Source organism: Cupriavidus pauculus (genome assembly GCF_008693385.1).
GTDB lineage: Bacteria > Pseudomonadota > Gammaproteobacteria > Burkholderiales > Burkholderiaceae > Cupriavidus > Cupriavidus pauculus_D.
In genome coordinates this window covers 117,599-143,275 of the sequence record NZ_CP044067.1, presented here as the reverse complement: position 1 = coordinate 143,275, position 25,677 = coordinate 117,599, and the positions used below count along the sequence as shown (strand labels likewise).

The 25,677-nt window shown below is 67.0% G+C and carries 24 protein-coding genes; 16 read left to right on the top strand and 8 right to left on the bottom strand.

Annotated features, from left to right (window positions below):
* The first annotated feature begins 42 nt into the window (after positions 1-42).
* The 5 genes from FOB72_RS18900 to FOB72_RS18880 are packed head-to-tail and all read left to right on the top strand — an operon-like array spanning position 43 to position 4,525.
* Positions 43-1,173: an ABC transporter substrate-binding protein gene (locus FOB72_RS18900; protein ID WP_150374283.1), complete on the top strand. Its 1,131-nt coding sequence runs from the start codon at positions 43-45 to the stop codon at positions 1,171-1,173.
* A complete protein-coding gene (locus FOB72_RS18895; protein ID WP_150374282.1) occupies positions 1,173-1,994 on the top strand; it encodes an ABC transporter permease in 822 nt (273 codons plus the stop codon). Before FOB72_RS18900 ends, FOB72_RS18895 begins: the two co-directional genes overlap by 1 nt.
* Positions 1,995-2,007: 13 nt before the next feature.
* Entirely contained in the window at positions 2,008-2,796 is a 789-nt protein-coding gene (locus FOB72_RS18890) for an ABC transporter permease (RefSeq protein WP_150374281.1), read from the top strand.
* 21 nt (positions 2,797-2,817) lie between these two features.
* Positions 2,818-3,657: an ABC transporter ATP-binding protein gene (locus FOB72_RS18885; RefSeq protein WP_150374280.1), complete on the top strand. Its 840-nt coding sequence runs from the start codon at positions 2,818-2,820 to the stop codon at positions 3,655-3,657.
* Between the two features lie 31 nt (positions 3,658-3,688).
* A complete protein-coding gene (locus tag FOB72_RS18880) occupies positions 3,689-4,525 on the top strand; it encodes a MetQ/NlpA family ABC transporter substrate-binding protein (RefSeq protein ID WP_150374279.1) in 837 nt (278 codons plus the stop codon).
* A 32-nt stretch (positions 4,526-4,557) separates the two neighbouring features.
* Here the strand turns inward: FOB72_RS18880 and FOB72_RS18875 are convergent, their stop codons facing one another.
* The 5 genes from FOB72_RS18875 to FOB72_RS18855 form a co-directional block, all read right to left on the bottom strand.
* Complete coding sequence (locus tag FOB72_RS18875) at positions 4,558-5,406, bottom strand: phosphate/phosphite/phosphonate ABC transporter substrate-binding protein (protein WP_223851692.1); 849 nt, start codon at positions 5,404-5,406, stop codon at positions 4,558-4,560.
* Positions 5,399-6,358, bottom strand: coding sequence for a fatty acid desaturase (locus tag FOB72_RS18870; protein ID WP_150374278.1), 960 nt, complete (start codon positions 6,356-6,358; stop codon positions 5,399-5,401). The genes FOB72_RS18875 and FOB72_RS18870 overlap by 8 nt, the downstream gene beginning before the upstream one ends.
* Before the next feature lie 106 nt (positions 6,359-6,464).
* On the bottom strand, positions 6,465-7,931 hold the full coding sequence (locus FOB72_RS18865) for an FAD/NAD(P)-binding protein (protein WP_150374277.1): 1,467 nt from the start codon (positions 7,929-7,931) through the stop codon (positions 6,465-6,467).
* Complete coding sequence (locus FOB72_RS18860; protein WP_150374276.1) at positions 7,928-9,346, bottom strand: LLM class flavin-dependent oxidoreductase; 1,419 nt, start codon at positions 9,344-9,346, stop codon at positions 7,928-7,930. The genes FOB72_RS18865 and FOB72_RS18860 overlap by 4 nt, the downstream gene beginning before the upstream one ends.
* A gap of 33 nt (positions 9,347-9,379) precedes the next feature.
* Complete coding sequence (locus FOB72_RS18855; RefSeq protein ID WP_150374275.1) at positions 9,380-10,756, bottom strand: LLM class flavin-dependent oxidoreductase; 1,377 nt, start codon at positions 10,754-10,756, stop codon at positions 9,380-9,382.
* A 157-nt stretch (positions 10,757-10,913) separates the two neighbouring features.
* On the opposite strand from FOB72_RS18855, the gene FOB72_RS18850 reads away from it, so the two are divergent.
* Genes FOB72_RS18850 through FOB72_RS18815 form a run of 8 tightly spaced genes read left to right on the top strand, consistent with a single transcriptional unit; the run spans position 10,914 to position 20,182 of the window.
* Positions 10,914-12,101, top strand: coding sequence for an acyl-CoA dehydrogenase family protein (locus FOB72_RS18850; protein ID WP_191002335.1), 1,188 nt, complete (start codon positions 10,914-10,916; stop codon positions 12,099-12,101).
* Positions 12,098-13,690, top strand: a complete 1,593-nt coding sequence (locus FOB72_RS18845) for an FAD-dependent oxidoreductase (RefSeq protein ID WP_150374273.1) — start codon at positions 12,098-12,100, stop codon at positions 13,688-13,690. Before FOB72_RS18850 ends, FOB72_RS18845 begins: the two co-directional genes overlap by 4 nt.
* Positions 13,691-13,738: 48 nt before the next feature.
* Positions 13,739-15,292, top strand: coding sequence for an ABC transporter substrate-binding protein (locus tag FOB72_RS18840; RefSeq protein WP_150374272.1), 1,554 nt, complete (start codon positions 13,739-13,741; stop codon positions 15,290-15,292).
* Positions 15,293-15,299: 7 nt separating this feature from the next.
* Positions 15,300-16,217: an ABC transporter permease gene (locus tag FOB72_RS18835; RefSeq protein WP_150374271.1), complete on the top strand. Its 918-nt coding sequence runs from the start codon at positions 15,300-15,302 to the stop codon at positions 16,215-16,217.
* Positions 16,210-17,121, top strand: a complete 912-nt coding sequence (locus FOB72_RS18830; protein WP_150374270.1) for an ABC transporter permease — start codon at positions 16,210-16,212, stop codon at positions 17,119-17,121. The genes FOB72_RS18835 and FOB72_RS18830 overlap by 8 nt, the downstream gene beginning before the upstream one ends.
* Before the next feature lie 12 nt (positions 17,122-17,133).
* The gene (locus FOB72_RS18825; RefSeq protein ID WP_150374269.1) at positions 17,134-18,180 is read left to right on the top strand and encodes an ABC transporter ATP-binding protein; all 1,047 of its coding nucleotides are present in this window, start codon (positions 17,134-17,136) and stop codon (positions 18,178-18,180) included.
* Entirely contained in the window at positions 18,177-19,196 is a 1,020-nt protein-coding gene (locus FOB72_RS18820; RefSeq protein WP_150374268.1) for an ABC transporter ATP-binding protein, read from the top strand. The genes FOB72_RS18825 and FOB72_RS18820 overlap by 4 nt, the downstream gene beginning before the upstream one ends.
* Positions 19,193-20,182, top strand: a complete 990-nt coding sequence (locus tag FOB72_RS18815; protein ID WP_150374267.1) for a TauD/TfdA dioxygenase family protein — start codon at positions 19,193-19,195, stop codon at positions 20,180-20,182. The genes FOB72_RS18820 and FOB72_RS18815 overlap by 4 nt, the downstream gene beginning before the upstream one ends.
* A 1-nt stretch (position 20,183) precedes the next feature.
* Here the strand turns inward: FOB72_RS18815 and FOB72_RS18810 are convergent, their stop codons facing one another.
* The 3 genes from FOB72_RS18810 to FOB72_RS18800 are packed head-to-tail and all read right to left on the bottom strand — an operon-like array spanning position 20,184 to position 22,494.
* Complete coding sequence (locus FOB72_RS18810; protein ID WP_150374266.1) at positions 20,184-20,840, bottom strand: methionine ABC transporter permease; 657 nt, start codon at positions 20,838-20,840, stop codon at positions 20,184-20,186.
* Complete coding sequence (locus FOB72_RS18805) at positions 20,821-21,672, bottom strand: methionine ABC transporter ATP-binding protein (RefSeq protein ID WP_150374265.1); 852 nt, start codon at positions 21,670-21,672, stop codon at positions 20,821-20,823. Before FOB72_RS18805 ends, FOB72_RS18810 begins: the two co-directional genes overlap by 20 nt.
* Before the next feature lie 6 nt (positions 21,673-21,678).
* Entirely contained in the window at positions 21,679-22,494 is an 816-nt protein-coding gene (locus FOB72_RS18800; protein WP_150374264.1) for a MetQ/NlpA family ABC transporter substrate-binding protein, read from the bottom strand.
* A gap of 214 nt (positions 22,495-22,708) precedes the next feature.
* Between FOB72_RS18800 and FOB72_RS18795 the strand changes: the two genes are divergently transcribed.
* The 3 genes from FOB72_RS18795 to FOB72_RS18785 all read left to right on the top strand — a co-directional run bounded on the left by FOB72_RS18795 (position 22,709) and on the right by FOB72_RS18785 (position 25,640).
* Positions 22,709-23,938 (top strand): serine protease, encoded by a 1,230-nt coding sequence (locus FOB72_RS18795; RefSeq protein WP_150374263.1) that lies wholly within the window; start codon positions 22,709-22,711, stop codon positions 23,936-23,938.
* A 155-nt stretch (positions 23,939-24,093) separates the two neighbouring features.
* On the top strand, positions 24,094-24,360 hold the full coding sequence (locus FOB72_RS18790) for a helix-turn-helix domain-containing protein (RefSeq protein ID WP_223851691.1): 267 nt from the start codon (positions 24,094-24,096) through the stop codon (positions 24,358-24,360).
* The gene (locus FOB72_RS18785) at positions 24,360-25,640 is read left to right on the top strand and encodes a type II toxin-antitoxin system HipA family toxin (RefSeq protein WP_150374261.1); all 1,281 of its coding nucleotides are present in this window, start codon (positions 24,360-24,362) and stop codon (positions 25,638-25,640) included. The genes FOB72_RS18790 and FOB72_RS18785 overlap by 1 nt, the downstream gene beginning before the upstream one ends.
* Positions 25,641-25,677: the final 37 nt, after the last annotated feature.

The following is a 25,677-nucleotide window of genomic DNA, read 5'->3' as shown; positions in this document are numbered from 1 at the left end:
CGCTTATCGTGTGGGTCGGCTCACCACCCTCATTTGCGCCCCATGCCCGATCGGAACGACCCGTATCTCGACCCCGCCCGGCGGGATGCCCTGTGGAAGCTCGGCCGCGTCGGCCTCGGCGCGGCAACGCTGTCCGCCCTCACTCCGTTCAGCGCATTCAGTGCCCCATCCGCCGCGGCGCGCCCGGACGTCATCCGCATCGGCGTGGCGCAGCCCGCCACCGGCACGCCGCCGACCTTCGCCGGCAGTTCGCTCTCCATCGCGCACGCCAAGGGCTGGGTCGAGGAAGCGTTCAAGCCTGCCGGCACGCGTATCGAGTGGTACTTCTTCAAGGGCGCCGGTCCCGCCGTCAACGAGGCCCTGACCAACCGCCAGCTGGACTTCGCGCTGCAGGGCGACCTGCCTTCGATCGTCGCGCGCGCGGCCGGTCTGAAGACGCGGCTGGTGCTGGCCACCGGGGTGCGGACCAACATCTATATCGGCGTGCCGCCGGACTCTCCACTCAAGACGGTGGCGGATCTGCGCGGCAAGCGGGTATCGCTGTTCAAGGGCACGAATATGCATTTGCCGGCACTGCGGCTGCTCGAATCGCAGGGGCTGACCGAGAAGGACGTGCGGCTCCTGAACCTCGATACCGCCGGCTATCTCGCGGCACTGACCACGCGCGATATCGACGCGGCCATCGGCGCGATGGACATCCTGCGCCTGCGCGACAAGGGCGCCGTGCGCGTGCTGTATACGAGCAAGGGTCAGTCGCCGATCTATACGCGGCAGAGCCATGTCCTGGTCACCGACGACTTCGCCGGCCGCTATCCGGAGGCCACGCAGCAGTTCGTGCGTACGGCCGTCGAATCGGCGCGCTGGGCCTCGGATGAAAAGAATCGCGAAGAAGTGCTACGGACATGGGCGCGCGCGGGCACGCCTTACGAGCACTGGAAGGAAGACTTCGACGGCGAACCGCTGCGCGTTCGCCTCAATCCGAACTTCGATCCGTTCCTCGTCGCGCGCTACAAGGACGCCGTGGAGCAGTCCTATCGGTTCCGCCTCAGCCGCGCGCGCTTCGACGTGGACCAGTGGATCGATCAGCGCTACCTGCGTACCGCGCTCGACGAGCTGAAGCTCCAGACTTACTGGCCCATCTACCAGCCGGACGGCAAGATCCTGGGGGCGTAATGGCAACCGACTCGCTCGCGCTGGAAGCGCCGCGGCCCGCCGTTGCCCTCGACGGCTACCGCCGGCATATCGTGGACGTGCTGCTCGCCTGGCCCGTGCCGCTGGCGCTGCTGGCCATCTGGTACATCGCCGCCCGCTTCGAATGGATTCCACCGCAGGTCCTGCCGACGCCCGAAGCCGTGGCGCACACGCTGGCGGACCTGCACGCGTCCGGCGAGCTATGGGACAACCTGCGCATCAGCGCGCTGCGCGTGGCGGCCGGATTCGGCGTCGGCCTCGTCGCCGGCTTGTCGCTGGGTACGGCCATGGGACTGTCGGCGCGGTTCCGCGACTACGTTTATCCCACGTTCAAGGCGTTCAGCCAGGTGCCCGTACTCGGATGGCTGCCGCTGCTGATGCTGCTGGTCGGCATCGACGAAGCGCTCAAGATCATCCTGATTGCCAAGGCGGCGCTCGTGCCGATTGCCATCAACACGTACAAGGGCATCGGCAACGTGCCCGCCCCGTATCTGGAAGTGGCGCGCGTGCTGCGGCTGTCGCGATGGCAGACGCTGTCGCGCGTGATCTTTCCCGCGGCGGCCGCGCCCGTATGGAATGGCATTCGCTATGGATTGACGCATGCGTGGCTCGCGCTCGTCGTCGTGGAGCTGCTCGCCTCCTCCGAGGGGCTGGGCTACATGATCGTGTACGGACGGCAGCTGTTCCAGCTCGATATGGTGATCGCGGCGGTCATCGTCGTCGGCGCGATCGGCTTTACGCTCGATCAGCTGCTCGCGCGGGCCGAGCGTGTCGTGTTGCGCTGGCGGAAACCGGGCTTTTGAGGAGGCACATGCCATGATTGCATCCACGAAGCCGGGCATTCCACGCGTGCTGCGCGGATGGGTGTTGCCGGTCGGTCTCGTTACGCTCTGGTGGGCCGCCGTCGCATTCGGCTGGTCCAGATCGCCGCTGCTCGTGGCGCCGTCCAAGGTTTGGGATACCGCCGTCGAGCAGATTGTCAGCGGCAAGCTGTTCGCGGCCCTGGCCGCCAGCCTGTGGCGCGATCTGGCAGGTTTCGCCATCGGCACGACCGTCGGCCTCCTGTTCGGTACCGCGCTTGGCCTGTCGCGTCTGTGCGAGAAAATGGTCGGCCCGACGTTCCACACGGTCAAGCAGATCTCGCTGTTCGCGTGGATTCCGCTGATCTCGGTCTGGTTCGGCCTCGGCGATACCGCCAAGGTCGTCTTCCTGTCGCTAGCCGCATTCTTCCCCGTCGTGCTCAACACCTTCGAGGGCATTCGTGGCGTGCCGGCGGACCTGATCGAGGTCTCGCGCGTGCTGCGCTTTACGCGCCGGCAAACGCTGTGGCGCGTGGTGCTGCCCGCTGCCTCGCCCGCGATCTTCGCGGGCATTCATCTGGCGCTGATCTATGCGTGGCTGGCCACGCTCGGCGCCGAGTACCTGCTGGTGTCCGGCAAGGGCATCGGCAACACGATGATCGACGGCCGCGAGAACTTCTGGATGGACCTCGTGCTGTTCGGCGTCATCGTCGTGGGCCTCGTCGGCTTCACCCTCAACTGGATCGCCGGCCATATCGAGGCGCGGCTGCTGCGCTGGCGCGGCCGCTCGGTCGCCGCCCACTGAACCTCTTTCGGAGACATGCCGATGGCACATGCCGGCACACTCGATATCTCGCATTTGTCGAAACAGTACGACGTCAAGGGCGCGGCCCTGCCGGTGCTCGAGGACATCACGCTCTCCATCCAGCCCGGCGAATTCGTCAGCGTGGTCGGCACCAGCGGGTGCGGCAAGTCCACGCTGCTGCGGCTGATCGTCGGCCTCGAGGACGAATACCGCGGCGAGATCCTGCTCGACGGCAAGCGCGTGGTGGGCACGAGCCTGCAGCGCGGCATCGTGTTCCAGGAGCATCGGCTGTTTCCGTGGCTCACGGTCGAGCAGAACATCTCGCTGGCCTTGCTGAACAGCGGCCTCAGCGAAGGCGACAAGTTCCGCACCGTGCAGTCCCATATCGACCTCGTCGGACTGGGCGGCTTCGAACACGCCTATCCGTACCAGTTGTCGGGCGGGATGTCCCAGCGCGTGGCCATCGCGCGGGCGCTCGTCACGCGTCCGGACATCCTGCTGCTGGACGAACCGTTCGGCGCGCTCGATGCGCTGACGCGCGCTTACCTGCAACAGGAACTCCACCGCATCTGGCAGGCCGAGGGCATCACGATGATTCTCGTCACGCATGACGTCGAGGAAGCGGTCTACCTCGGCGAACGCGTGGTGGTCATGGAGCCTCGGCCTGGACGTATCCGCCGCATCGTGCCCGTGGATCTCGCCCATCCGCGCGAACGGTCGGCGCCCGCGTTCTCGCGCATCCGGGACACCGTGCTGCGCGAACTCGGCGACAAGCCGGCCGAAGCCGCCGCGCCGCCGCTGGCACCGCAGCTGCACGTCGTGACCGATCACGTGCCGCTTGCGTTTCAGTTTGCAGTCTGACTATTTCGATAACGAACACAGGGGAGTGAATATGAAAGCAGGAACGATCTACCGCCGGCGCACGTTGGCACTGCTGGCGGCAGTGATCGCGGGCGGTGTCATGCAGACGGCCGGTATCGCGCACGCGGCCGATGCGGACAAGAAGGAAATTCGCTTCGGCGCGACGGCAGGCCCGTACGCGGATCAGGTGCGCTTCGGGATCAAGCCGATTCTCGAACAGCGCGGGTACAAGGTGACGATCGTCGAGTTCAGCGACTACGTGCAGCCGAACCTCGCACTCGCCGACGGGGCGATCGACGCCAATGCCTTCCAGCACGAGGTGTATCTGAAGAAGTTCTCGTCGGATCGCAAGCTGCAACTGTCGGAGGTCGTGAAGGTGCCGACCGCGCCGATCGGCATCTACAGCCGCAAGCACAAGTCGCTGCAGGACGTGAAGAGCGGCGCGACGGTCTCGCTGCCGAACGACCCGACCAACCTTGCGCGCGCGATCGCGATTCTGCAGCAGATCGGCTGGGTCACGCTCAAGCCGGGCACCGACGCCGTGCGCGCGTCCGAGCGCGATATCGACGGCAATCCGCACAAGCTCAAGCTCGTGCAACTGGAGGCCGCGCAGTTGCCGCGCTCGCTCGACGATGTGGACTATGCGTTCGTCAACGGCAACTTCGCGCTGGCGTCGGGGCTGTCGCTGACATCGGCGCTGAAGCTGGAAGCCATTCCGGACTACTACATGAACCTCGTGGCCGTGCGCACGACCGATATCAATCGGCCGTTTGTCGCCGATATCCGCGATGCGTATCGGTCGGCCGAGTTCAAGGCCGTGACCCAGCAGAAGTTTGCGGGCTTCAATCCTCCGGCGTATCAACGTTAACCGAACGTTAACCGAACGCTGACCGGCGCCGGTCAGGCCAGTTGCGCGTAGCCGCGCAGCTGCGCCTCGCGCTCCATCGAGGCAATCGGCAGGTAGTCGGCCACGGTGGAGCGCACCACGTCTCCCAGGTGGAGCCGCGCACTGAGGTCGGGGCGCTCGTGCAGCACGCTGCGCAAGGCCGCGCGTACGCGGCGGACCAGCGCCACGCTCGCGCGCCGGGAAGCGATAAACGGCAGCCCGGGCACGGGCCGCGTAAAGCCGATCTGCCGCACGCCGGCCACCAGTTCGGGATGATGCTCGGCCGCGAATGCCAGCGTGACGCAATCGATGGCGGCCACGTCCGCTTCGTCGTTGCCCAGCGCGGCCAGCGACGCCAGATGGGAACCGGTGAGCACGATCTGGCTGAAGAACCGGCCGCCGTCGGTGTCTGCCTTGACCAGCGGCGCCACCGCATGGCGCAGCGCATTCATGCCGCTATGCGAATCGGGGCCGTTGCAGGCGGCACGCGCGCCGCGACAGTCGGCCAGCGACCTGGGACCGCCCGCGCGCACCACGAGCGCGCTGCGATAGCGTTGCCGGTGACAGCCCGGCACGTCGAACCGCGGCGTGCCGATCAGGCGCACGTGCGGCGCCAGTCCGCGTACGAGCGGGAGTCCGCAGGTCTGCGACAGCAGCAGATCGTCGCGATGCCAGAATGCCTGCAGGGCATCGTGGCCTTCGCCGGGATCCACGGCGCGCAGGGCGATGGCGCTCCCCTCGGCCGCACCGTCGCGTGCCAGTGCGTCGCCCACGCGCTCGATCAGCTCGAGCCAGTCGGCGCGCAGGGATGCGGAAACGTTGTACATGGGCAGTGCGGCTACCCAGCGCTCGAGCTTAGCCATGGCTGGACGGTCCCTGAAATATCGGGTGCGCGACGGGTGCCACCGGGCGCCACGCATACCGCCGCAGCCATTCCCGATAGCCCCGCACGAAAAAGCCGTCATTGCGTGCCAGGTAGTCCTCCGCGCGACGCCGGTACACCCAGCCGAGCGCGAACCACGGCACCGAGGGCAGATCGTGATGCACGAGGTGATAGTTGTTATTGAGGAACAGCAGCCGCCAGCCCAGCCCCGCATCGTTGATGATGCTGCGGCCCGGATGCGAATCGCTGGGACGGTGTTCCTGGAACGACCGGATGGCCGCGAGCGACATGGCTGGATATACAACGCCGCAGAGCACCAGCCACACGGGGATGCCGCAAGCATATTGCAGCCACCCCAGCAATGCCGCCAGCGCCGACAGATGCGCGAGCCACATCGGCACATCGCGCCAGTCCCCCGCCCTCACCTTGCCCGCCGCCTCCGCCGCGATCGCGTAGATCGAGAACGCGGGCTGCAGCACCACGCGCCCGAGCAGCGTATTGCGCGTGGCGTAGAGCCGGCGGCGCAGCGGACCCGCCGCCTGCCATTCGATCGGAAACAGGAAATAGCTTTCAGGATCCGCCTCGGGATGCGTGAGCTCCGCATCGTGATGCTGGAGATGCGCGCGCCGGTAGAGGCCGTACGGGAGCCATACGCCGAGGGGCGCCGCGCCGAGCAACGTATTGAGCCATGGCACGCGCGTCGGATGACCATGCAGCAGCTCGTGCTGCAGCGAGAGGTACCACGTGGTGGCCAGCGTGAGCAGCACGCAGGTCAGCGGCAATCCCAGCCGCGCCGCGTTGGCCGCGACGCCGAACCAGGATCCATAGACGGCCACCACAAGCATCCATGTCGGCATTTCCGTGCGCCAGAGCCAGTGCCGCGCCGCGCGCGTCAGCTCTTCGCGTTGCCGATCGTCGAGGTAGATTGCCATGGCTCCTGTCAGTGCCGTGATACGAGACTGCAGGATACGGCCCGGGGTATGTGCACGGGAACGAATGAATGCCGATAACCATATGCACTTGTCGACGCAGCCACGCTTACGCCACCGCACGCTCCTCGATACGCGCGGCTTCCAGTTGCGCGATCAACGCGCGCGTCACCTTGCCGACCTGCGGAATATGCTCGGTCACGGCATTCGACTCCCAGAAGACCCCGCGCAATGGATGCCCCACGGCATGGAGCCCCGCCTGCGGGTGCCCATGCGCGTCGAGCAGCGCGCAGGTGTCGCGCGCCGCCTGCAGGCCAAAGCCCAGCGGGTCGGGCAGCACGAGCCCGCGTGCCAGCACATCGCGGCAAAGCGGATCGTCGCTGCGTCGCCAGTCGTATTCGAAACCGAGGCAATTGACCACGCGGTCTGCCTCGAGCGTATGCACCGCGGTACCGCCGCGCTCGCGCCAGCGCACGGCCAGCCGGCCGTCGGCCAGCGCCTCCACCGCCAGCAACTGCCCGGCCTCATGACGATAGCGTCCATCGGCCTTGACGCGCGTTTGCCAGGCAAGCGCCACCGGCGCCGAGCGATGCAGCGACACGTCCCATAGCGATCGCAGCGTACGGACGAAGCGGCGGCGTTCGGCTTCGGATGCGCGCGCCCATAGCGCATCCACATGCAGCCGCAATGTCGGCACGATGCGCTGCCAGTCCTCGCCCTGCGCGCGCAACCGGCGCAGCTGGGGATGGACCTGCCGGACGAGCTCGCGCAGCGTCAGGCCGTGCTCTGGAATCTCGACGAAGTCGGGCCACGGCTCCAGTGCGCGACGTTCGTTGACGGCAAGCCCCTTGCGCGAGATCGCCACATGTTCGCCCCGAAACCCCGCATGCTCGGCGGAAATCAGACCGTCCAGCGCGCTCAGGCCCGCACCGAGATAGACGATGCGTCGCCCGCGCGCGATGCCATCGAGCGCGCCCGGCGCCCATTGGTCATGGACATACGCACGCGATGCGAGCACCGCATCGTCGATGGCAAACGGCAGATCCTTCGCGCGGCGTTGCATCAGGCCCGTGGCCAGCACGACCTTGTCAGCATGCCGCCGGCGGCCGTCGCCGAGCGTCACCACGTAGGACTTGCCTACCCGCTGCAAGCCCGTCGCGCGCGCACGCAGATGCTCGAGCGTCAGGCCCTCGCGCAATGCTGCCGGGTGGGTCGCCATGCAGGTCGTCCACGCTTCCTGAAGATAGGCACCGTAGAGCCGCCGCGGCGGCAGACTGTCGCCCAGCGCCACGCCCTCCGGCGGCGTCCAGGCACCCGCGGCCACCTGCCGCGCAAGCCAGTCCGTGAAGTGCCCGGGCTCGTCGTCGAACAGGCTGATCATCTTGCTGATGCCGTTGATCAGGTGATGCGGCAACGCCGTGGCATAGGCCACGCCAAGTCCCGGTGTCTCGGCCGGTTCGATCAGATCGATATGGAGCGGCACCGGCGACTGGCGCAGCAGCCGCAGCGCGACGGCCACGCCCGCGAAACCGCCGCCGACGATCGCAATGCGTGGGATAGCGGATGGCGCTGTCATACGGTTTCCCCTTCCCGTGCACCTTCGCGGACACCTTCGCGGTCACCTTCCCGCACCCGATGGCTGGCCGCCACGTGATCCTCGCCGAGCAGCGCACGGCCGTCGCCATACAGCTTCTCGCGGAGCGTGCCGGGGCGATATTCGGTCTTGTAGACGCCGCGCCGCTGCAGTTCGGGCACCACGAGCTCCACGAAGTCGCGATGCGAATCGGGCATGATCGTGTAGCTGAGATTGAAGCCATCGACGCCCGTGTCCTCGATCCACGCCTGCATCGCGTCCGCCACCTGCTCCGGGGAGCCGACGATGACAGGCCCCTTGCCGCCGATCGCGTTATGCCGCGCCAGTTCACCGATGGTCCATACGCGGTCCGGATCGCCGATGGTAAAGCCCTCGATCGTCGATTGCATGGCCTCGCTGCGCTCGTACGTGAACGGCGCGTCGATATCCTTGCCGGCCAGATCGACACCGGTCCAGCGCGAGAACAGCGCCAGCGCGCCTTCGAGGCTCACATGCTGCTCGATATCGGCGAGCTTCGCGCGCGCCTCCTCCTCGGTACGGCCGACGATCACGGTCAGCAGCATGAAGAACAGCACCGATGCCGGATCGCGCCCCTGCTCCGCCACGCGGCGGCGGGTGTCCTCCACCGTATCGCGAATGACCTTGCGGCTCGGCGCGCTGATAAACACGCATTCCGCGTGTTTGGCGGCGAAGTCCTTCCCGCGCGCGGAGGCGCCGGCCTGATACAGCAGCGGTGTGCGCTGCGGGGACGGCTCGCTGTAGTGCACGCCTTCCATCTGGTAGTACTTGCCGTCGTGATGGATCTCGTGCACCTTGCTCGGGTCCGCAAAGACCTGTCCCTCGCGGTCGCGTACCGCGGCATCGTCCTCCCAGCTGCCTTCCCACAGCTTGTATAGCAGTTCCATATACTCGTCCGCCACGTCGTAGCGCTCGTCGTGCCCGCGCGATTCGCCGAGGCCCACGGCCTTCGTGCCCGTGTTGCCGAAGCTCGTCACGATATTCCAGCCCACGCGGCCACCCGTCAGATGGTCGAGCGTCGACATGCGGCGCGCGAACTGATACGGCGGCTCGTAGGTCGTGCTGCTCGTCACCGCGAAGCCCAGGTGCGTCGTGACCTGCGCCATCGCGGAGACGAGCAGCAATGGATCCAGGCGCGGAAACTGCAGCGCGCCGCGAATGGCCGGCGCGTGCGAATTGCCGTACACGCTATACGTACTGATGCCGTCGGCCCAGAACAGCGCGTCGTAGAGGCCGCGTTCCGCGATCTGCGCGAGTTCGGTCCAGTAGGCCAGCGTGTGGTATTGCAGCGATTTGTCGCGCGGATGCTTCCACAGGCCCGGCGACAGATGGCTCGGGGCGAACGTGACGAAGGCGTTGATGCGGATTTCTTTTGGCACGGTGATGAGTGTCGATAAGGCAACGGGATCGGGTCAGGCGGGCTGCAAGGCGGGTGTGAGGGTCGACGCGGACACCGTTGCGGGATGCGCGGGCCGCTTGAGCCCAAGATGCTCCCGCAACGTCGTCCCCGTGTACTCGGTCCGATACAACCCCCGCCGCCGCAGTTCCGGAATCACGTGCGCGATAAAGTCATGGAGACCGCCCGGCAGATACGGGGCCATGATGTTGTAGCCATCGGCGCCGTAATGCCGGAACCGCTCCTCGAGCTCATCGGCGATCTGCGACGCCGTGCCGACGAGCTGCCAATGCCCGCGCGCGCCGGCCACGCGTTGGTACAGTTGCCGAATGGTCAGGTTCTCCCGCCGCGCGAGATCGATCACGAGTTGCTGGCGGCTCTTGGTGCCATTGGTCTCCGGCAGATCCGGAATGGGACCGTCGAGCGGATACTGCGACAGGTCCACGCCGCCCGCGATCGTCGATAGCAGCGACAGCCCGACCACGGGATCGATCAGCGCCTGCAGTTGCTCGAACTTCTCGCGGGCCTCCGCCTCGCTCGCGCCGACCACCGGGAAGACGCCCGGCATCACGCGCAGATCGTCATGCGAACGGCCATACCGCGCGAGCCTGCCCTTCAGGTCCGCATAGAACGCGACGGCTTCCTCGAGCGTCTGCTGCGCGGTGAACACGACCTCGCCATTGCGCGCCGCAAGCTCCTTGCCGGCTTCCGACGATCCCGCCTGCACCACCACCGGATGTCCCTGAGGCGTACGGGAGACGCTCAGCGGCCCCTGCACCTTGAAGTGCTCGCCGCGGTGATGCAGCACATGGCGCTTGGCCGCGTCGTAGAAGATGCCGCGTTCCTTGTCCCGCACGAACGCGTCGTCCTCCCAGCTGTTCCACAGTCCGGTGACCACTTCGACGAACTCGCGTGCCCGCGCGTAGCGGTCCGCGTGCGCGTAGTGTTTGTCGAGGTTGAAGTTGCGCGCCTCGTGCTCGTTTCCCGTGGTCACCACGTTCCAGCCCGCGCGGCCGCCGGACAGATGGTCGAGCGACGCGAACTTGCGCGCCACGTGATACGGCTCGTTGAACGAGGTCGAGGCGGTGGCCACAAGGCCGATCCGCTCCGTCACCGCCGACAGCGCCGACAACAGTGTCAGCGGCTCGAACTGTGCCTGATAGCTATGGGCGACGCGGCTCAGCACCTCGACGTTGTCGCCGCGCGTGCCCGCGCCGTCCGCGAGAAAGATCAGGTCGAACTTCGCCGCCTCGGCCGCGCGCGCGAGGTCCGCGTAGAACCGGAAGTCGATCCCGCCATCGGCCTGCGCATCGGGATGACGCCACGCCGCGATATGGTGGCCGGAGGGATACAGGAACGCGCCGAGGCTGATTTGCCCGCTTCGTTGAGTCATGGCTGGAGAAGGGAGGTGCCGAGGAAGCGTTCTAGCGTAATCAATTCCAGCACCGGCGCTAAACGCGATTTCCGCATGTCGATACCGGTTGGCGCCCGCCATCCATATACGAAATGAGTCTTTGTTCCGTAAGGTGCGCGTTCGCAAAATGCGTTCGATGAACGTTGCCCCCCGTATCCCCCCTTCCGCCAGCCGATCTTCCCGCCCCGATCTCGCCGCACTGCGCCACCTCGTGGAGACGCGCTTCGCCGCGCGTGAAGCGCTGGCGCACGAGCACGCGGCGCTGCCGCTCGACAACCTGCGCGAACTGCACGACGGTGGCTGGCTGCGCCTGACATTGCCGGACGCGCTCGGTGGCGCCGACAGCCGGCTCGGCACGGACGACCCCGGTACCTATCTGCAGGCGATCCGCACGATTGCTCGCGTGTCGCCGGGCACGGCCCATTGCCTCCAGGTGCACAACCATGCGCTATGGACCGTGTGGGAGACCGGCACACCCTCGCAGCACGCGCGGTTTCTCGCGCCGCAACGCGAGCGGCTCTCGCTGTTCGCATTCCTCGGCAGCGAGCCCGGTCTCGCGCCGGGCTCGCCGCGTTACCAGACGCGTGCCGTCGCCGACGGCGATGGCCTCCGCGTCACGGGCGTCAAGCAATACGCGACCAACGGCATCGAGCACGGTTACGGGCTCGCCTTTGCATCGGTGGACGGTCCCGACGGCCTGATCCATAACCAGCAGATGGTCCTCGTGGAACCGTCGATGGCCGGTGTTACGCAGATCGGGGGCTGGTATCGCCCCACCGGCATGCGCGTGGCGGAAAGCCCGCGCGTCCAGCTCGACGACGTCCGCGTTCCGGCCTCGCATGTGCTGGGCCGCCCAGGCGACTATGTACGCGGCCGCTGGCAGGGGCGTTTCCATCTGGGTTTTGCGGCCAACTATCTGGGCATGGGCGAAGGGATCGCCGGATGGGCCACGGACTGGCTGCGCGACTTTCCCGAGCGCGTGGCGGATCCGTTCGTACAGGCGCACGTCGGCGAGGTACAGGTCGCCCTGCAGGCGGCCGCCGCCTCGCTCGACCGTGCGATTGCCATATGGCGCGCCGGGGACGTGCAGCGGGCCGAGCTGACCTCGATGGCCGCCAAGTCCACCTGCGCGCAGGCCGCGATGCTTGCGGCCGAAACGATGGGCCGCCTGACGGGTTCCACCGCGCTGTTCGACGATCATCCGCTGGGACGGCTGATCCGCGACCTGCACACGCACGTCCTGCACGTCGGACACGACCGCACGCATCAGACGATCGGTGCCGCCATGCTGGGGCAGGCCTTCGATTCCACGCGGCAGCGATGACCATGCGGACGCTGACGTGCGACGTGCTCGTGATCGGATACGGTGCCGCGGGCGCGGCCGCGGCGATCGAGGCCGCCGACGCCGGTGCGCGCGTGCTGCTCGTCGAGAAGATGCCCTGGCCCGGCGGCCTGTCCGTGGTCTCCGCCGGCGGCGCGCGCATGGCGTTCGACGCCGATGCCGCGCTCGACTATCTGCGCCACACCTGTGGTGACCGCACGCCCGACGACGTCCTGCAAGTGCTCGCGCAGGGTATGCAGGACTTTCCGGCATGGCTGCGTGCGCTGGCCGAGGACATTGGCGCCGAGCTCGTCGTGCGCGAGGCCGTCGGGAACTATCCGTTCCCCGGGTTCGAGTCCCTCGGCTATGCGGAAGTGCGGTCGCTGCCGGACGACCTCGCGTTCGGCGATCGCATTCCCGGCCACGTGACCGCGCTGTCGCCGCCCGGGGCGCGATTCTTCGGGCTATTGCAGGCGCATGTGGAACGGCGGCCGATCTCCGTGCTGACCGGCACGCGCGCGACGCGGCTATTGCGCGATGAGGACGGCCCCGTGCATGGCGCCATGCTCGCGGACGCGCACGGTGCGTTGCGCGTCCATGCGACGCGTGGCGTCATTCTCGCCTGTGGCGGCTTCGAGGCCGACCTCCGCATGCAGCAGGCATGGTTCGAGCCCGCCGAGGTGCTCAATGGCAGCTTCCTCGGCAACACCGGCGATGGCATTCGCATGGCGCAGGCGCTCGGAGCGGACCTCTGGCATATGTGGCACTTTCACGGCCCTTATGGCTTTCGGCATCCGGATCCGGCGTTTCCGTTCGGGCTGTACCCAAAGAGCTTTCCGATGTGGACGCCCGGGCATGCACACGACAATCTGCCTGTCATGCCGTGGATCCTCATCGATCAGCTCGGCCGGCGCTTTGCCAACGAGTACGAGCCCTACCCCGGCGATACGGGCGTGCGGCACTTTTCGCATCTCGACGGCAACCACGGGCGCAATACGCGGCTGCCGGCATGGATGGTGCTCGATGCCGATGGCTTCGCCATGTACAAGCTTGGCCGCTTCATCGCCCACGTCACGCCCGATGCGCCCGCAGCCGCGCGCGCGTTTGCATGGAGCGAGGACAACGGGCAGGAGCTCGCGCTCGGCATCTTCCGCGAGGCGGCGTCCGTATCGTCACTGGCCGCGCTGGCGGACATGCCCGAGGCCGCCCTTGCCGCGGCGCTGGACGCCTGGAACGACGCGTGTGCCGCGCGGCACGACGACGCGTTCGGTCGCCCGCCGTCCACCATGCGTCCCATTGCGCGCGCGCCGTTCTATCTCGCGCGGGTCTGGCCGCTCGTCATCAATACGCAGGGCGGCCCCGTCCACGATGCCGACCAGCGCGTGCTCGATGTGGATGGCCGCGCCATCGCCGGCCTGTATGCGGCTGGCGAGCTTGGCAGCGCGTTTGGCCATCTGTATATGGCGGGCGGCAATCTTGCCGAATGCATCGTTGGCGGCCGGCGCGCGGCGCGCCATGCGGTATCGCGCGTCGATGCTCACCACGCCGCCGCACACGTCCCCCTCGAATCCGACCCTGTCGTGTTCTCCTGACCACCCCTTCCGCCACAAGGCGCTGTCACGTCCATCCCTGTCCAGAACATGAAGCTGTCGCTCCCCTCCCCGCACCGCACCGTCGCCGGAACGACCCTCGCCGCCGCGCTGCTCGCCGTCACCCTCCCCGCCGGCGCCATCGACGGCAAGCCCGCCGTCGACAAGCAGACGGTGGTCGTCGCCATCACCGCTCTGCCCGCCAACCTCGACCCGCTGATTCCGCCGAGCGTCGAGTCGGCCAAGTACGCATGGAACGCGTTCGACGCGCTCTATGGCTTCGACCGCCAGGGCAACCTCGAACCGCGCCTTGCCACCGGCTACGATATCAGCGGCGACGGTCTGGTCTGGACCTTCAAGCTGCGCAAGGGCGTCAAGTTCCAGAACGGCGACGCCTTCACCGCCGATGACGTCAAGTTCTCGATGGACCGTGTGCTGCAACCCGAGTCGAAGAGTACGCGGCGCCCGTTCTTCGCACCGATCATCGAATCGACGACGGTCAAGGATCCGCAGACCGTGGTGTTCCGCCTCAAGAAAAAGGATGGGGCGTTCCTGAACAAGCTGGCCGGCTATCTCTATATCGTGCCGCACAGGTACGCGCAGTCGCTGCCGAACGCCGATGCCTTTGCCCAGGCCCCCATCGGCACCGGCCCGTGGAAGATCGTGCGCAATCAGGTCGGGCGCGAGCTCGCGTTCGAACGCTTCGACGGCTTCTGGGGCACCAAACCTGCGGTCTCGCGCCTCGTCTACAAGGTCGTGCCCGAGGCCAGCAGCCGCGCCAGCGCGCTGCTGGCGGGAGAGGTCGATCTGGCCACCGAAGTGCTGCCGACCGACCTCGAACGCCTGCAAGCCAACAAGGGGCTCGCGGCAGAAGTGGTCGATGGCGGCAGCCCGCTGCATATCCGCATCTACTCCAACGACGCCGCCTCGCCGCTATCGAAGCGCGACGTCCGGCTCGCGATGAACTATGCGGTGGACAAGAAGGCGCTGATCGCCAGCGTGTTGCGTGGCCAGGCGGCGGAACTCAATTCGCTGATTCCGTCGAGCTATCCGTATGGCAGCAATCCCGCGCTGAAGCCGTTCGCGTTCGATATCGCGAAGGCAAAACAGCTGCTCGGCGAAGCGGGGTATGCCAAGGGCTTCGATACCAGCCTCACCTGCCCGAGCAACCAGCCGCGCGTCATCTGCGAGACGCTGGCCGCGTACTGGGGTCAGGTCGGCATCCGCACACAGATCAAGGTCATCGACTCGGTCGCCTACAACCGCCTCAACAATACGCACCAGAGCGGCCCGCTCGTCGTCATGGGCTTCGGCAACGCGATCTACGACCCGATTCACGTCATCGGCGGCGCGGCGACGAAGGACGGCACGTGGTCGGACTATTTCAATCCCGAGGTCGAGAAACTCGTCACGCAGGTCGATGGCGAGCCCGAGAAGGCAAAGCGGGACGCCATCTTCCGGCAGATCCTGCAGGTCACGCGTGACGACGGGCAGGCCGTGCTGCTGGCCGAACCCAAGGTCATCTACGTCAAGGACCCGCAGTTGGACTGGAAGCCGCAGGTGGCCGGCTGGAGCCTGAACTTCCGCGAAGCGGCGTGGAAGTAAGCCGGGCATGCTCAACTACCTCCTCCGGCGCCTCGCGCAATCCGCGCTGACGGTCCTGCTCGTGATCGCGCTGATCTTTACGATCGTCCGCGCGATTGGCGACCCGACGCACCTGATGCTGCCACCCGAGGCCACGGAGGCGGACCGCGTCGTCCTGCGCCAGCAGATGGGGCTCGACCGGCCCCTGCCGGTGCAGTTCGCGAGCTTTCTTGGCGACCTCGCGCATGGCGACTTCGGGACCTCGTACCGCTTCTCGCGTCCCGCGCTCGGCGTCGTCGCGGAAGCACTGCTGCCCACGCTGATCCTCGCCGTGGCCGCGCTCGGCGTGGCCGTGCTGATCGGGCTGCCGCTGGGTATCGCGTCCGCGCTCTGGCCACACGGCGTCGTCGACCAGTTCGCCAAGGTGTTTGGCGTGCTCGGGCAGGCGGCGCCGCCGTTCTTCTTCAGCCTCATCTTCGTCAAGCTGTTCTCGCTCGAATTCCGCTGGTTTCCGACCGGCGGCTATGGCTCCGTGGCGCATCTGATCCTGCCGATGTGCGCGTTGGGCTGGTACGCCGCGGCGGGCGTGGCAAGACTGACGCTCTCGAGCATGACCACGGTCCTGCATTCGGAGTACATCAAGTTCGCGCGCATCAAGGGCGTGCCCGAACCGGTCATTGTGTTTCGGCATGCGCTGCGCAACGCCATCCTTCCCGTCATCACCTTCGTCTCGCTGCAGTTCGGTGTGCTGCTCGGCGGCGCGGTGTCGGTCGAGGTGGTCTTCGCCTGGCCCGGCGTCGGGCAACTGATCCTCGATTCGATCAACAACCTCGACTACACGATCGTGCAGGCCGCCGTGACCATCGCGGCGGTCGTGTTCGCGCTCGTCAACCTGGCGGTGGACCTGCTGTACGCCGTCATCGACCCTCGGATTCGCTATGCCTGATGTGCTGCCGCGGAATGTCCTGCCGCTGATCCGAGAACTGCCGTCGGAGCCGATTGCCGTGCCCGCCGCCCCTCCGCGCTCACGCCGTCTTGCCGCGCGCGTGCAGAAGTGGACCGCCATCGCCGCCGTGCTCGTGATCGGCCTCTGCGCGCTGCTGGCACCGCTGATCGTACCGTTCGATCCCGTGGCGATCTCGCTCGCCGACACGTTCCAGCCGCCCTCCGCCACGCACTGGATGGGGACCGATCCGCTCGGCCGCGACATCCTGTCGCGCGTGATCGCCGGCGCGCGCGTCTCGCTGACCGTCGCGCTCATCGTCGTCGGCCTGGCGGGGCTGATCGGCACGACGCTCGGCGTGGTGGCCGGCTATCTCGGCGGCGCGGCCGACGCGTTCATCATGCGCCTGACCGACATGCAGCTGGCATTCCCGGCCGTCATCCTGGCGCTGGTGCTGGCCGGCGTGATCGGCGTCGATATGACGAACCTCGTGATCGTGCTCACGCTGGCCAACTGGGCCCGTTTCGCGCGCGTCACGCGCGGCGAGGTCCTCTCGCTGAAATCGCGCGAATACGTACTGCTCGCGCGCCTGGCGGGCGCGGGCACCGGATGGATCCTGCGCCGCCATATCGTGCCGAACGTGCTGGGCACGCTGATCGTGCTGGCCACGCTCGACCTCGGCAGCGTGATCGTGCTGGAAGCCACGCTGAGCTTTCTGGGCCTCGGTGTCCAGCCGCCGCTCGCGTCGTGGGGATCGATGATCGCCGAGGGCCGCAGCCATCTGAGCAATGCATGGTGGATCTGCGTGCTGCCCGGCGCGGTGCTCATCGTCACGGTACTGGCCGCGAACCAGCTCGGCGACGTCCTGCGGGAAAAGCTGAACCCCGTGATTCCCGAAAGCTGGTGACAGGACGACACCATGGACATTCTTCTCGAAACCCGCAATCTCACCACGCAGCTCGTGACGCAGGGCGGCACGGTGACCGCCGTCGATCATGTCAACCTCAAGGTCCGGCGCGGCAAGATCCTCGCGCTCGTCGGCGAGTCGGGCTCCGGCAAGAGCATGACCTGCGCGTCGATGCTCGGCCTCCTGCCGCCCAACGGCCGCATCGTGGAGGGCGCAGTGCTGTTCGACGGCGCCGACCTCGTGCGCTTGCGCCCACGGCAATTGCGCGCGCTGCGCGGCAAGCGCATCGGCATGGTGCTGCAGGACGCGATGACGGCGCTCAATCCGCTGCTGACGATCGGCGACCAGATTGCCGAAGTCTTTCGCTGGCACCATGGCATTACCGATCGGGCCACGTTGCGGCGCCTGAGTATCGAAGCGCTCGAGGCCGTGCGCATTCCCGCCGCGACAGAGCGCCTGGACAGCTATCCGTTCCAGTTCAGCGGCGGGATGCGGCAGCGTGTCTGCATCGCGATCAACCTGGCGTGCGCGCCGGACCTGCTGATCTGCGACGAGCCGACGACCGCGCTCGATGTCACGGTGCAGATGCAGATTCTGGGTCTGCTGAAGTCCCTGCAGGCATCGCGAAACCTCACTATCGTCTTCGTCACGCACGATCTGCAGCTCGCGTCCCAGTTCTGCGACGACGTGGCCATCATGTATGCGGGCCGCGTGGTGGAACACGGGCCGATTGCCGATGTCTTTGCACATCCCGTGCATCCGTACACGGAGGGCCTGCTGAGCGCCGTGCCCTCGCTGCACGATCGGGATGCCGCGCTGCGCACGATTCCCGGCACACCGCCGCTTGCGCGCGCATGGGCCGATGGCTGCCGCTTCGCGGCGCGCTGCGGGGAGGCCGATGAACGCTGCCATGCGCGTTATCCCAACTGGTTCGAATGGGACGAGGGTCGGCGGCGTGTGGCGTGCTGGCATACGGTGCAGCGCGTGCAACGGTCTATCGGGCCGGCCGCCGACGTACCGGCGGACGCGGCCACCCATCCACGCAGGAGGGTTGCATGACGGCACACCCGGCATTTCTCTCCGCTCGGGATCTGCACAAAACCTACCAGGTCCGCAACGGCCTCCTTGGCGCCAGCCGCACGCTGCACGCCGTGTCGGGCGTCGGCTTCGACGTGCCCGCCGGCACCACATTCGGCCTCGTCGGCGAGTCGGGCTCCGGCAAAAGCACGCTCGCACGGCTGCTGCTCGCGGCCGAACCCGCGACGGCCGGCACGCTCCGCGTCGATGGCGCCCCGCTATCGCTGCGCGGCGCGCGCGAGCGCAAGGCGTTCCACCGGCTTGTGCAACCCGTCCTGCAAGACCCCTACGCCTCGCTGAACCCGATGATGCGTATCGGCGATATCGTCGCCGAACCCATGCGCGTGCACGATCTGTATCGCGGCAAGGTCCTGCAGGCGCGCGTGGGCGCGCTGCTCGCGGCGGTCGGCCTGATGCCCGAGCTCGCCACGCGATATCCGAACCAGCTGAGCGGCGGCCAGCGCCAGCGCGTGGCCATCGCGCGCGCGCTGGGCCTCTCGCCGCGCGCGCTCGTGCTCGACGAACCGGTCTCCGCGCTCGACGTTTTCATTCAGGCGCAGATCCTCAATCTGCTCAAGGATATCCAGCGCGAACAGGCGCTGACCTACGTGCTGATCTCGCACGATCTCGCCGTGGTCGCCTATATGAGCGACCAGATCGGCGTGCTCTATCTGGGCGAGTTCATGGAGATCGGCCCGCGCGACGAGATCCTGCGCCGCCCGGCGCATCCCTACACGCGCGCGCTGATCGCCGCGAGCGAGACCCGCGTCGATTCGACGACCGCCGGTGCACCGCCCGCGGACATCCCGTCGCCCGTCGCGCTGCCCGCCGGCTGCCGCTATCAGGCCCGCTGCCCGTATGCCACCGCGCGCTGCCGGCAGGAAAAGCCCGTATTGCGCGAGGTCGCCGGGCCGAACGCTTCGACTGCCGCGCATCGCGTGGCCTGCCATGTCGATCTGACACCGACCACCCCACCCCGAACCGAGGTGCACACATGACACAGACCCAACTCGCCGCCACCGACCTGTCCGACGCCCCCGGCGATGCGGATCTGGGCGCCGCCCAGGCAGGGCTTCGCATCGCCCCGCTGTCCGCGCATATCGGCGCGGAGATTCATGGCGCCGACCTCACGCAACCGCTCCCCGCCGCGCAGGTCGCCGCGATTCGCCGCGCGCTGCTGCGCTGGAAGGTCGTGTTCTTCCGCGACCAGCCGCTGACGCACGATACGCAGGTCGCGTTCGCGCGGCAATTCGGCGAGCTGACCGTGGGACACCCCGTGTTCGGCCATGTGGAGGGGCACCCCGAGGTGTACTCGATCGGCAAGCATCGCAAGGCCAACCGCTTTCAGGGCCAGACGAACGTGCGGCCCTGGACCGGCTGGCACACCGACGTGACGGCCGCGGTCAATCCGCCCGCCGCATCGATCCTGCGCGGCGTGACCATCCCGCCGTATGGCGGCGACACGCAATGGACCAACCTCGTCGCCGCCTATCAGGCGCTGTCGGCGCCGCTGCGCGCGTTTGTCGATGGGCTGCGCGGCATTCATCGCTTTACGGCCCCGGCCGGCGCCAGCGGCACGCGCGAGTTCGACGCGCTGGTCAATCGCGCGTCGCTCGTCAGCGAGCATCCGCTCGTGCGCGTGCATCCGGAAACAGGCGAGCGCGCGCTCTACGTCAGCCCGTCCTTCCTGAAATCGGTCAAGGACCTCGCGCCTCGCGAAAGCCAGCAGATTCTGGAATTACTCTGGGAACATGCGATACGCCCCGAGTTCACGGTGCGTTTCAAGTGGGAGCCGGGCAGCCTCGCGTTCTGGGACAACCGGTCCACCGCGCATCTGGCGCCGACCGATATCTTCGATCTCGACTTCGATCGGCAGCTCTATCGCGTGACGCTCGTCGGCGATGTGCCGGTAGGGCCCGATGGCCGTGCGTCGGTGGCCGTGGAAGGCGATCCGGTGCTCGCCTCGCACGGCGCGGCCAGCTGAATCAGCGTCTGCGATCGAAGTGCCGCGCCAGCCGTTCGCCACTGAACTGCACGAGCGTGACGAGTGCCACGAGAATGACGATCACATTGAACATCACCGCCGTCTCGTAGCGCTCGTATCCATACCGGATGGCCAGATCGCCGAGGCCGCCCGCGCCGACGGCGCCGGCCATCGCCGACGACCCGATCATCGCGATCACGGTCACCGTGGCGCCGCCGAGCAGCGCCGGCAAGGCTTCCGGCAACAGCACGTGTCGCACGATATGCCAGCGGCGGCAGCCCATCGCCCGCGCGGCCTCCACGAGCCCGGGATCGATCTCGTTGAGCGCGACCTGCGATACGCGCGCGAAGAACGGAATCAGATGCGCGCTCAGCGGGACGACGGCGGCCCAGGTGCCCATGGTCGTGCCCACGATCATGCGCGTTACCGGCAGCATCGCGACGAGCAGGATGATGAACGGGATCGCGCGGAACATGTTCACGAGCACGGACAGCACGCGGTGCAGGCGCGGACGCGGCGCCAGGCCTCGCGGCGCGGTCACGGTCAGCACAAGCGCGAGCGCCATGCCGGCGACGAACACCACCGCGCAGGCGGCGCCCGTCATCAGCAGCGTCTCGCCGAAAGCTTTTACGTACTTGTCAAAGACTGGCAGCCACATGGCGTGGGGCCTCCGGTTGCGGTGTGGCGGATGGATGCGGTTCACGGCCTTGCGCCGGCCGTGGGGGGCGAAGGGGACGCAACGGGCGCAGCAATGCGATGGTCGCCTCGGCGCGTGGCTCGGTGAAGACGTCCCACACGGTGCCCTGTTCGACGATGCGCCCATGATCGAGCACAAGCACGCGATCGCATGCCTCGCGGATCACGGCCATATCGTGCGTGATCAGCACGACGGTGAGGCCGATCTTGCGATGGATATCGCGCAGCAGCGCGAGGATCTGCTCGGTGGTCTCCGGATCGAGCGCGGACGTGGCCTCGTCGCAAAGCAGAATCTCGGGATGATTGACCAGTGCCCGGGCGATGCCCACGCGCTGCTTCTGGCCGCCCGACAGCTTTGCGGGGTAGACCTTTGCCTTGCCCTCGAGGCCGACCAGCGCCAGCACCTCGTTGACACGCGGCGCGATGTCCTTCGCCGGCACGCCGGCCACACGGAGCGGCAGCGCCACGTTCTCGAACACGGTCTTCGCCGACAGCAGGTTGAAGTGCTGGAAGATCATGCCGATGCGCTGGCGCAAACCCACGAGCCCATCGTCGTCCAGCACGCCGATATCGCGGCCGTCGATCGATACGCGTCCGGTATCGGGCCGCTCCAGCATATTGATGGTCCGCAGCAGCGTGGATTTCCCCGCGCCGCTGCGGCCGATGATGCCGAACATCTCGCCGCGCGCGACGCTGAAGGAGATCTCGGCCAGTGCGGGCGCAGGGGCGCCCGCATACGTCTTGCCGATGCGGTCGAAAACGATATGCGGGTCGCTTGTTTGCAGATTGGACATGGCGGATCAGAACGCCGGGATCACCGAGCCCTGGAACTTGGTCAGGATGAACTGGCGCACTTCGTCGGAGTGGTAGGCCTTGACCAGCGGCGCGACCCAAGGCGCGGCCTTGTCCTTCTCGCGCACCGCGATCACGTTGACGTACGGGTTGTTCTCCTTCTTCTCCACGGCAATGCCATCGCGCGTGGCGATCAGTCCGGCCTGATAGGCGAATGTATTCACGATGGCCGCGGCATCGACGTCCGGCAGCGCGCGCGGCTGCACCACGCCGGCGGTCTCGATGAACTCGAACTTCTTCGGGTTCGCGGTGATGTCCGCCAGCCCCACGGTACCGGTGAACGGATCGAAACCGTCGCGCAGCTTGATCAGGCCCTTGTCGCGCAGGATCACGAGCGCGCGTGTCTGGTTGCTCGGATCGTTCGGCAGGCCAATGCGCGCGCCGTTGGGCAGCGCATCGAGCGACTTGTACTTCTTCGAGTAGAACGCGATGGGCGAGATCAGCGTATGGCCGACATCGACGATCTTGTAGCCACGCTGCTTGATCTGGTCCCGCAGGAACGGGATGTGCTGGAACGAGTTGGCATCGAGGTCGCCGTTGTTCAGCGCCTCGTTGGGGCTGGCGGTGCCCGTAATGATGATCGTCTGCACCTTGAGACCCTGCTTCTCTGCCACGCGGGTGACCACCTCCCAGATCTCCTCGTCCACGCCGCCCCGCACACCGACCTTGAGCGGGCGGTCGGCGCGCTGGGCGTGGGCGGCGGTGGTCGTGGCGACTGCGGCAAGGGCGAGGGCAATCGAGGCAAGAACGTGGCGTCGTTTCATGTTGGCGGCACTGAGTCAGGGAAGCGCCCAGTCTAGGCAGCACGCCGCCACGGGTCCACGAAGGTTTCCGACGATGCAAATGCGGTCCGTGCCGGGACGGTTACCGCCACCCCTCCTTCGCGGGGGCCTGCCGGTTTGTCCGGCTTGATACATTACGCGCGACCCGCCGCAGTGCGGGCGAGCCCACGACAAAGAATATTCCGCATCTATCCGCATGTCTCACCGCACCCTGCTGCTCGCCGCGCTCGCGGCCACCGCCACGCCAGCCAGCGCCATCGGCCTGGAACAGATCACGACCAACGTCTACGCGGTCCGCGCGGCTGGCGCGCAGGGGAATGCCATCGCCAATACCTCTGGCGTCGTCATCGGCCAGAACCAGGTGGTGACGGCATGCAATGCGCTCGCCGGCGCGCGATCGATTGCCGTCGTGCGCGACAACGTTTCCTACGAGGCCACGCTCGCCGCGCCCGATGTCGAACGCAATCTCTGCCTGCTCAAGGTGCCGAACCTGCCGGGCACGGGCGTGACCCTCGCCGCGGGCAACACGGCGCCGACGCTCGGCCAGAAGATGGTGCTGGCATCCGTGGCCGGCGGCGCGGTCGCGGTGCGCGAATCGGCGGTCACCGGACTGCAGGCGGGGACGGACTACAAGCTGTCGAGCATCGAGCTGGCGGTACCGCAGGATGCGGCGGCCAACGGTGGTGCGCTGTTCGACGACGGCGGCCGACTGGTTGGCATCCTCCTGTCGTCCGCAGGCAATCCGCCGCCACGCCAGCGCGCGGTACCCGCCGCATGGGTGCGCGATATCAACGCGCGCGGCGCGACGGCGCTGGCAAACTATCAGCCTTCCGCGAATGACTCGGCACGCGGCACCGGTGCGGCCGGCGCCCCGGTTGCCCCGCAAGCCGCCGCATCGGACGGCTCGCCACGCGTCGGCGAGGTCTGGCAATACGTACTGACGGACAATCTGACGCGCCGCCAGTCGGAAGTGAGATACCGCGTGGACCGCATCGAAGCCGACCGCGTAATCATCAACCAGGGCGGCCGCATCGAACGCCCCGACGGCAGCCTCGAACGCATCGTCACGCCCGCCGGCGGCGAGTTCGACGCGGCATCGCCCCCGACGGGCTGGGTCCCCGCGGGCGTAAAGGTCGGCCAGCGCTGGAAACTCTCGTACAAGCAGGCGGGCGGCACGCTGACGAACATCGACGGCATCGCCAGCAGCGAATCCGACATCTCCACACCCGCCGGCCAGTTCCGCACCATCCGCATCACCTATCGCGGCTACGTCCAACGCGTCATCAACGGCGGCGGCGGCACTGTCAGCTCCCCCTACTCGGCCACGGCGTGGTACGCCCCGGACATCAACCGCGTGGTCCGCTTCCAGATGAACTCGGCCCAGATGGCGGAGACACTGGAACTGGCGGCGCATCGGTTCGAGTAACCTCGAGATGCATGTGCCTTATGAGGCTTACAACGCCTTATAATCGCCATACCGTCAACGATTTTTTGCCATAAATCGTTGATATTATGGCGATTGCTATCTAGACTTCGGTGATGAGCCCGCCTCGCCGCCCACCGAAGCACACCCCCGTTCTCGTGCAGACCGCGCTGGAGCGTCTGGGCACCCGCGTGGTGAGCGCCCGCAAGGTCCGCGAAATGACGCAGGAGCAGCTGGCCCATTTTTCCGACGTCTCGTTATCGACCCTCCGCACGATCGAAAACGGCGGCGATGGCGTATCGACCGGCAACCTGCTCAAGGTGCTTCAGGGGTTGGGGCTTCTGGATCAGTTGGAAGACCTGCTGGCGCCGCAGAACGACCCCGAGTTCGTTGCTTTCGCAACGCGACAACTGGGAGAAGGCTGATGGCGACCGTACCGATCTGGGCGTGGCCACCGGGTCAGGACGCGCCATTGCATGCGGCAGACCTGACTGTCGACCGGGCATCGTCTCGCTTCGCATACTGTGCCGACTATCTCGATCGCGCCGAGGCACGGCCCCTCGACCCTCTCGAACTTCGCCCGGTACGTAGCGCCCGCGGAATCGCCATTCGCGGTGCCGACGGCTTGCCCGGCGTCATACGCGATGCGAAACCCGCCGGATACGGTGCGGACAGACTCGCCGCACAAGCGGGCACCCCGCTGAGTGCCCTGCAGCTTCTGGAACTCGGGGTGCCCGATGGCGTCGGCGCGGTCGAGGCATGCATCGATATCGAACGCAAGCTCGCGTGGCGGCCGAAAGGACTCGACGAACTCCGACCGCTGGTGGAGGAACTCGATGCCGCGGCGCCGTCGAGCAGGGCATTGCGCCGATTGAACGAGGATCTTGCGACCAGTGCTGGTGGGGAGCGTCCAAAGACGACACTAGTGCATGACGGTCGCCTCTGGCTTGCAAAGATGCAGGATCGCGGCGACCGCCCTGCGTTGCCCGCGCGCGAATTCGTGACGATGGAACTTGCGCGAGCGGCGGGCCTCGACGTCGCCCCAGTGGAACTGGTCACGTTTGGATCGCATCAGGTATTGCTGGCCGAGCGTTTCGATAGAGCTGGAGATCCCTATCGACCACAGCGCAAGCTCTACGCGAGCGCCCATACGGTACTCGGCTTACGGCTCGATGCCGTGCGCGGCGACCCTCACCGGTCGTATCTCGCCTTCGGCGATCGCCTGCGCGTATGGGCGAGAGGCCGGGATGATCTGCCGCGGCAACTGCGCGAACTTTGGCAACGCATGGTGTTCAACGCGCTGGTCGGCAACATCGACGATCATCCGCTCAACCATGGCCTGCTGCACGACGGCTCCCTGGAGAAAGGCTGGCACCTGTCGCCGGCGTTCGATATCACGCCCGCGGCGAACATTGTTTCGCAGCCGATCGGCGAAGGACCCGCACTCGCCATGGCAACAGGCAAGGACGGTAGCAGCCGCACAAGCGCGGCACGATTGATCGACGCCGCATCGCATTTCGGGGTGGACACCGATACCGCCGCAGACTGGATCTCTGCCACCGCAATCCTCGTGGCCAGCCGTTGGGAATCGATGCTCCGCCAGGCCGCGATGCCTATCAGCGAGGACGCCGCACGTCTGGACCGGCTGATTGCCGATGCGCGCACGGCGTTCGCCTACAGTGAATGGTTTGCCGAGCGCACATAGGATCAAATCAGCCAGCGCTTGATGTTGTCGAGCCATT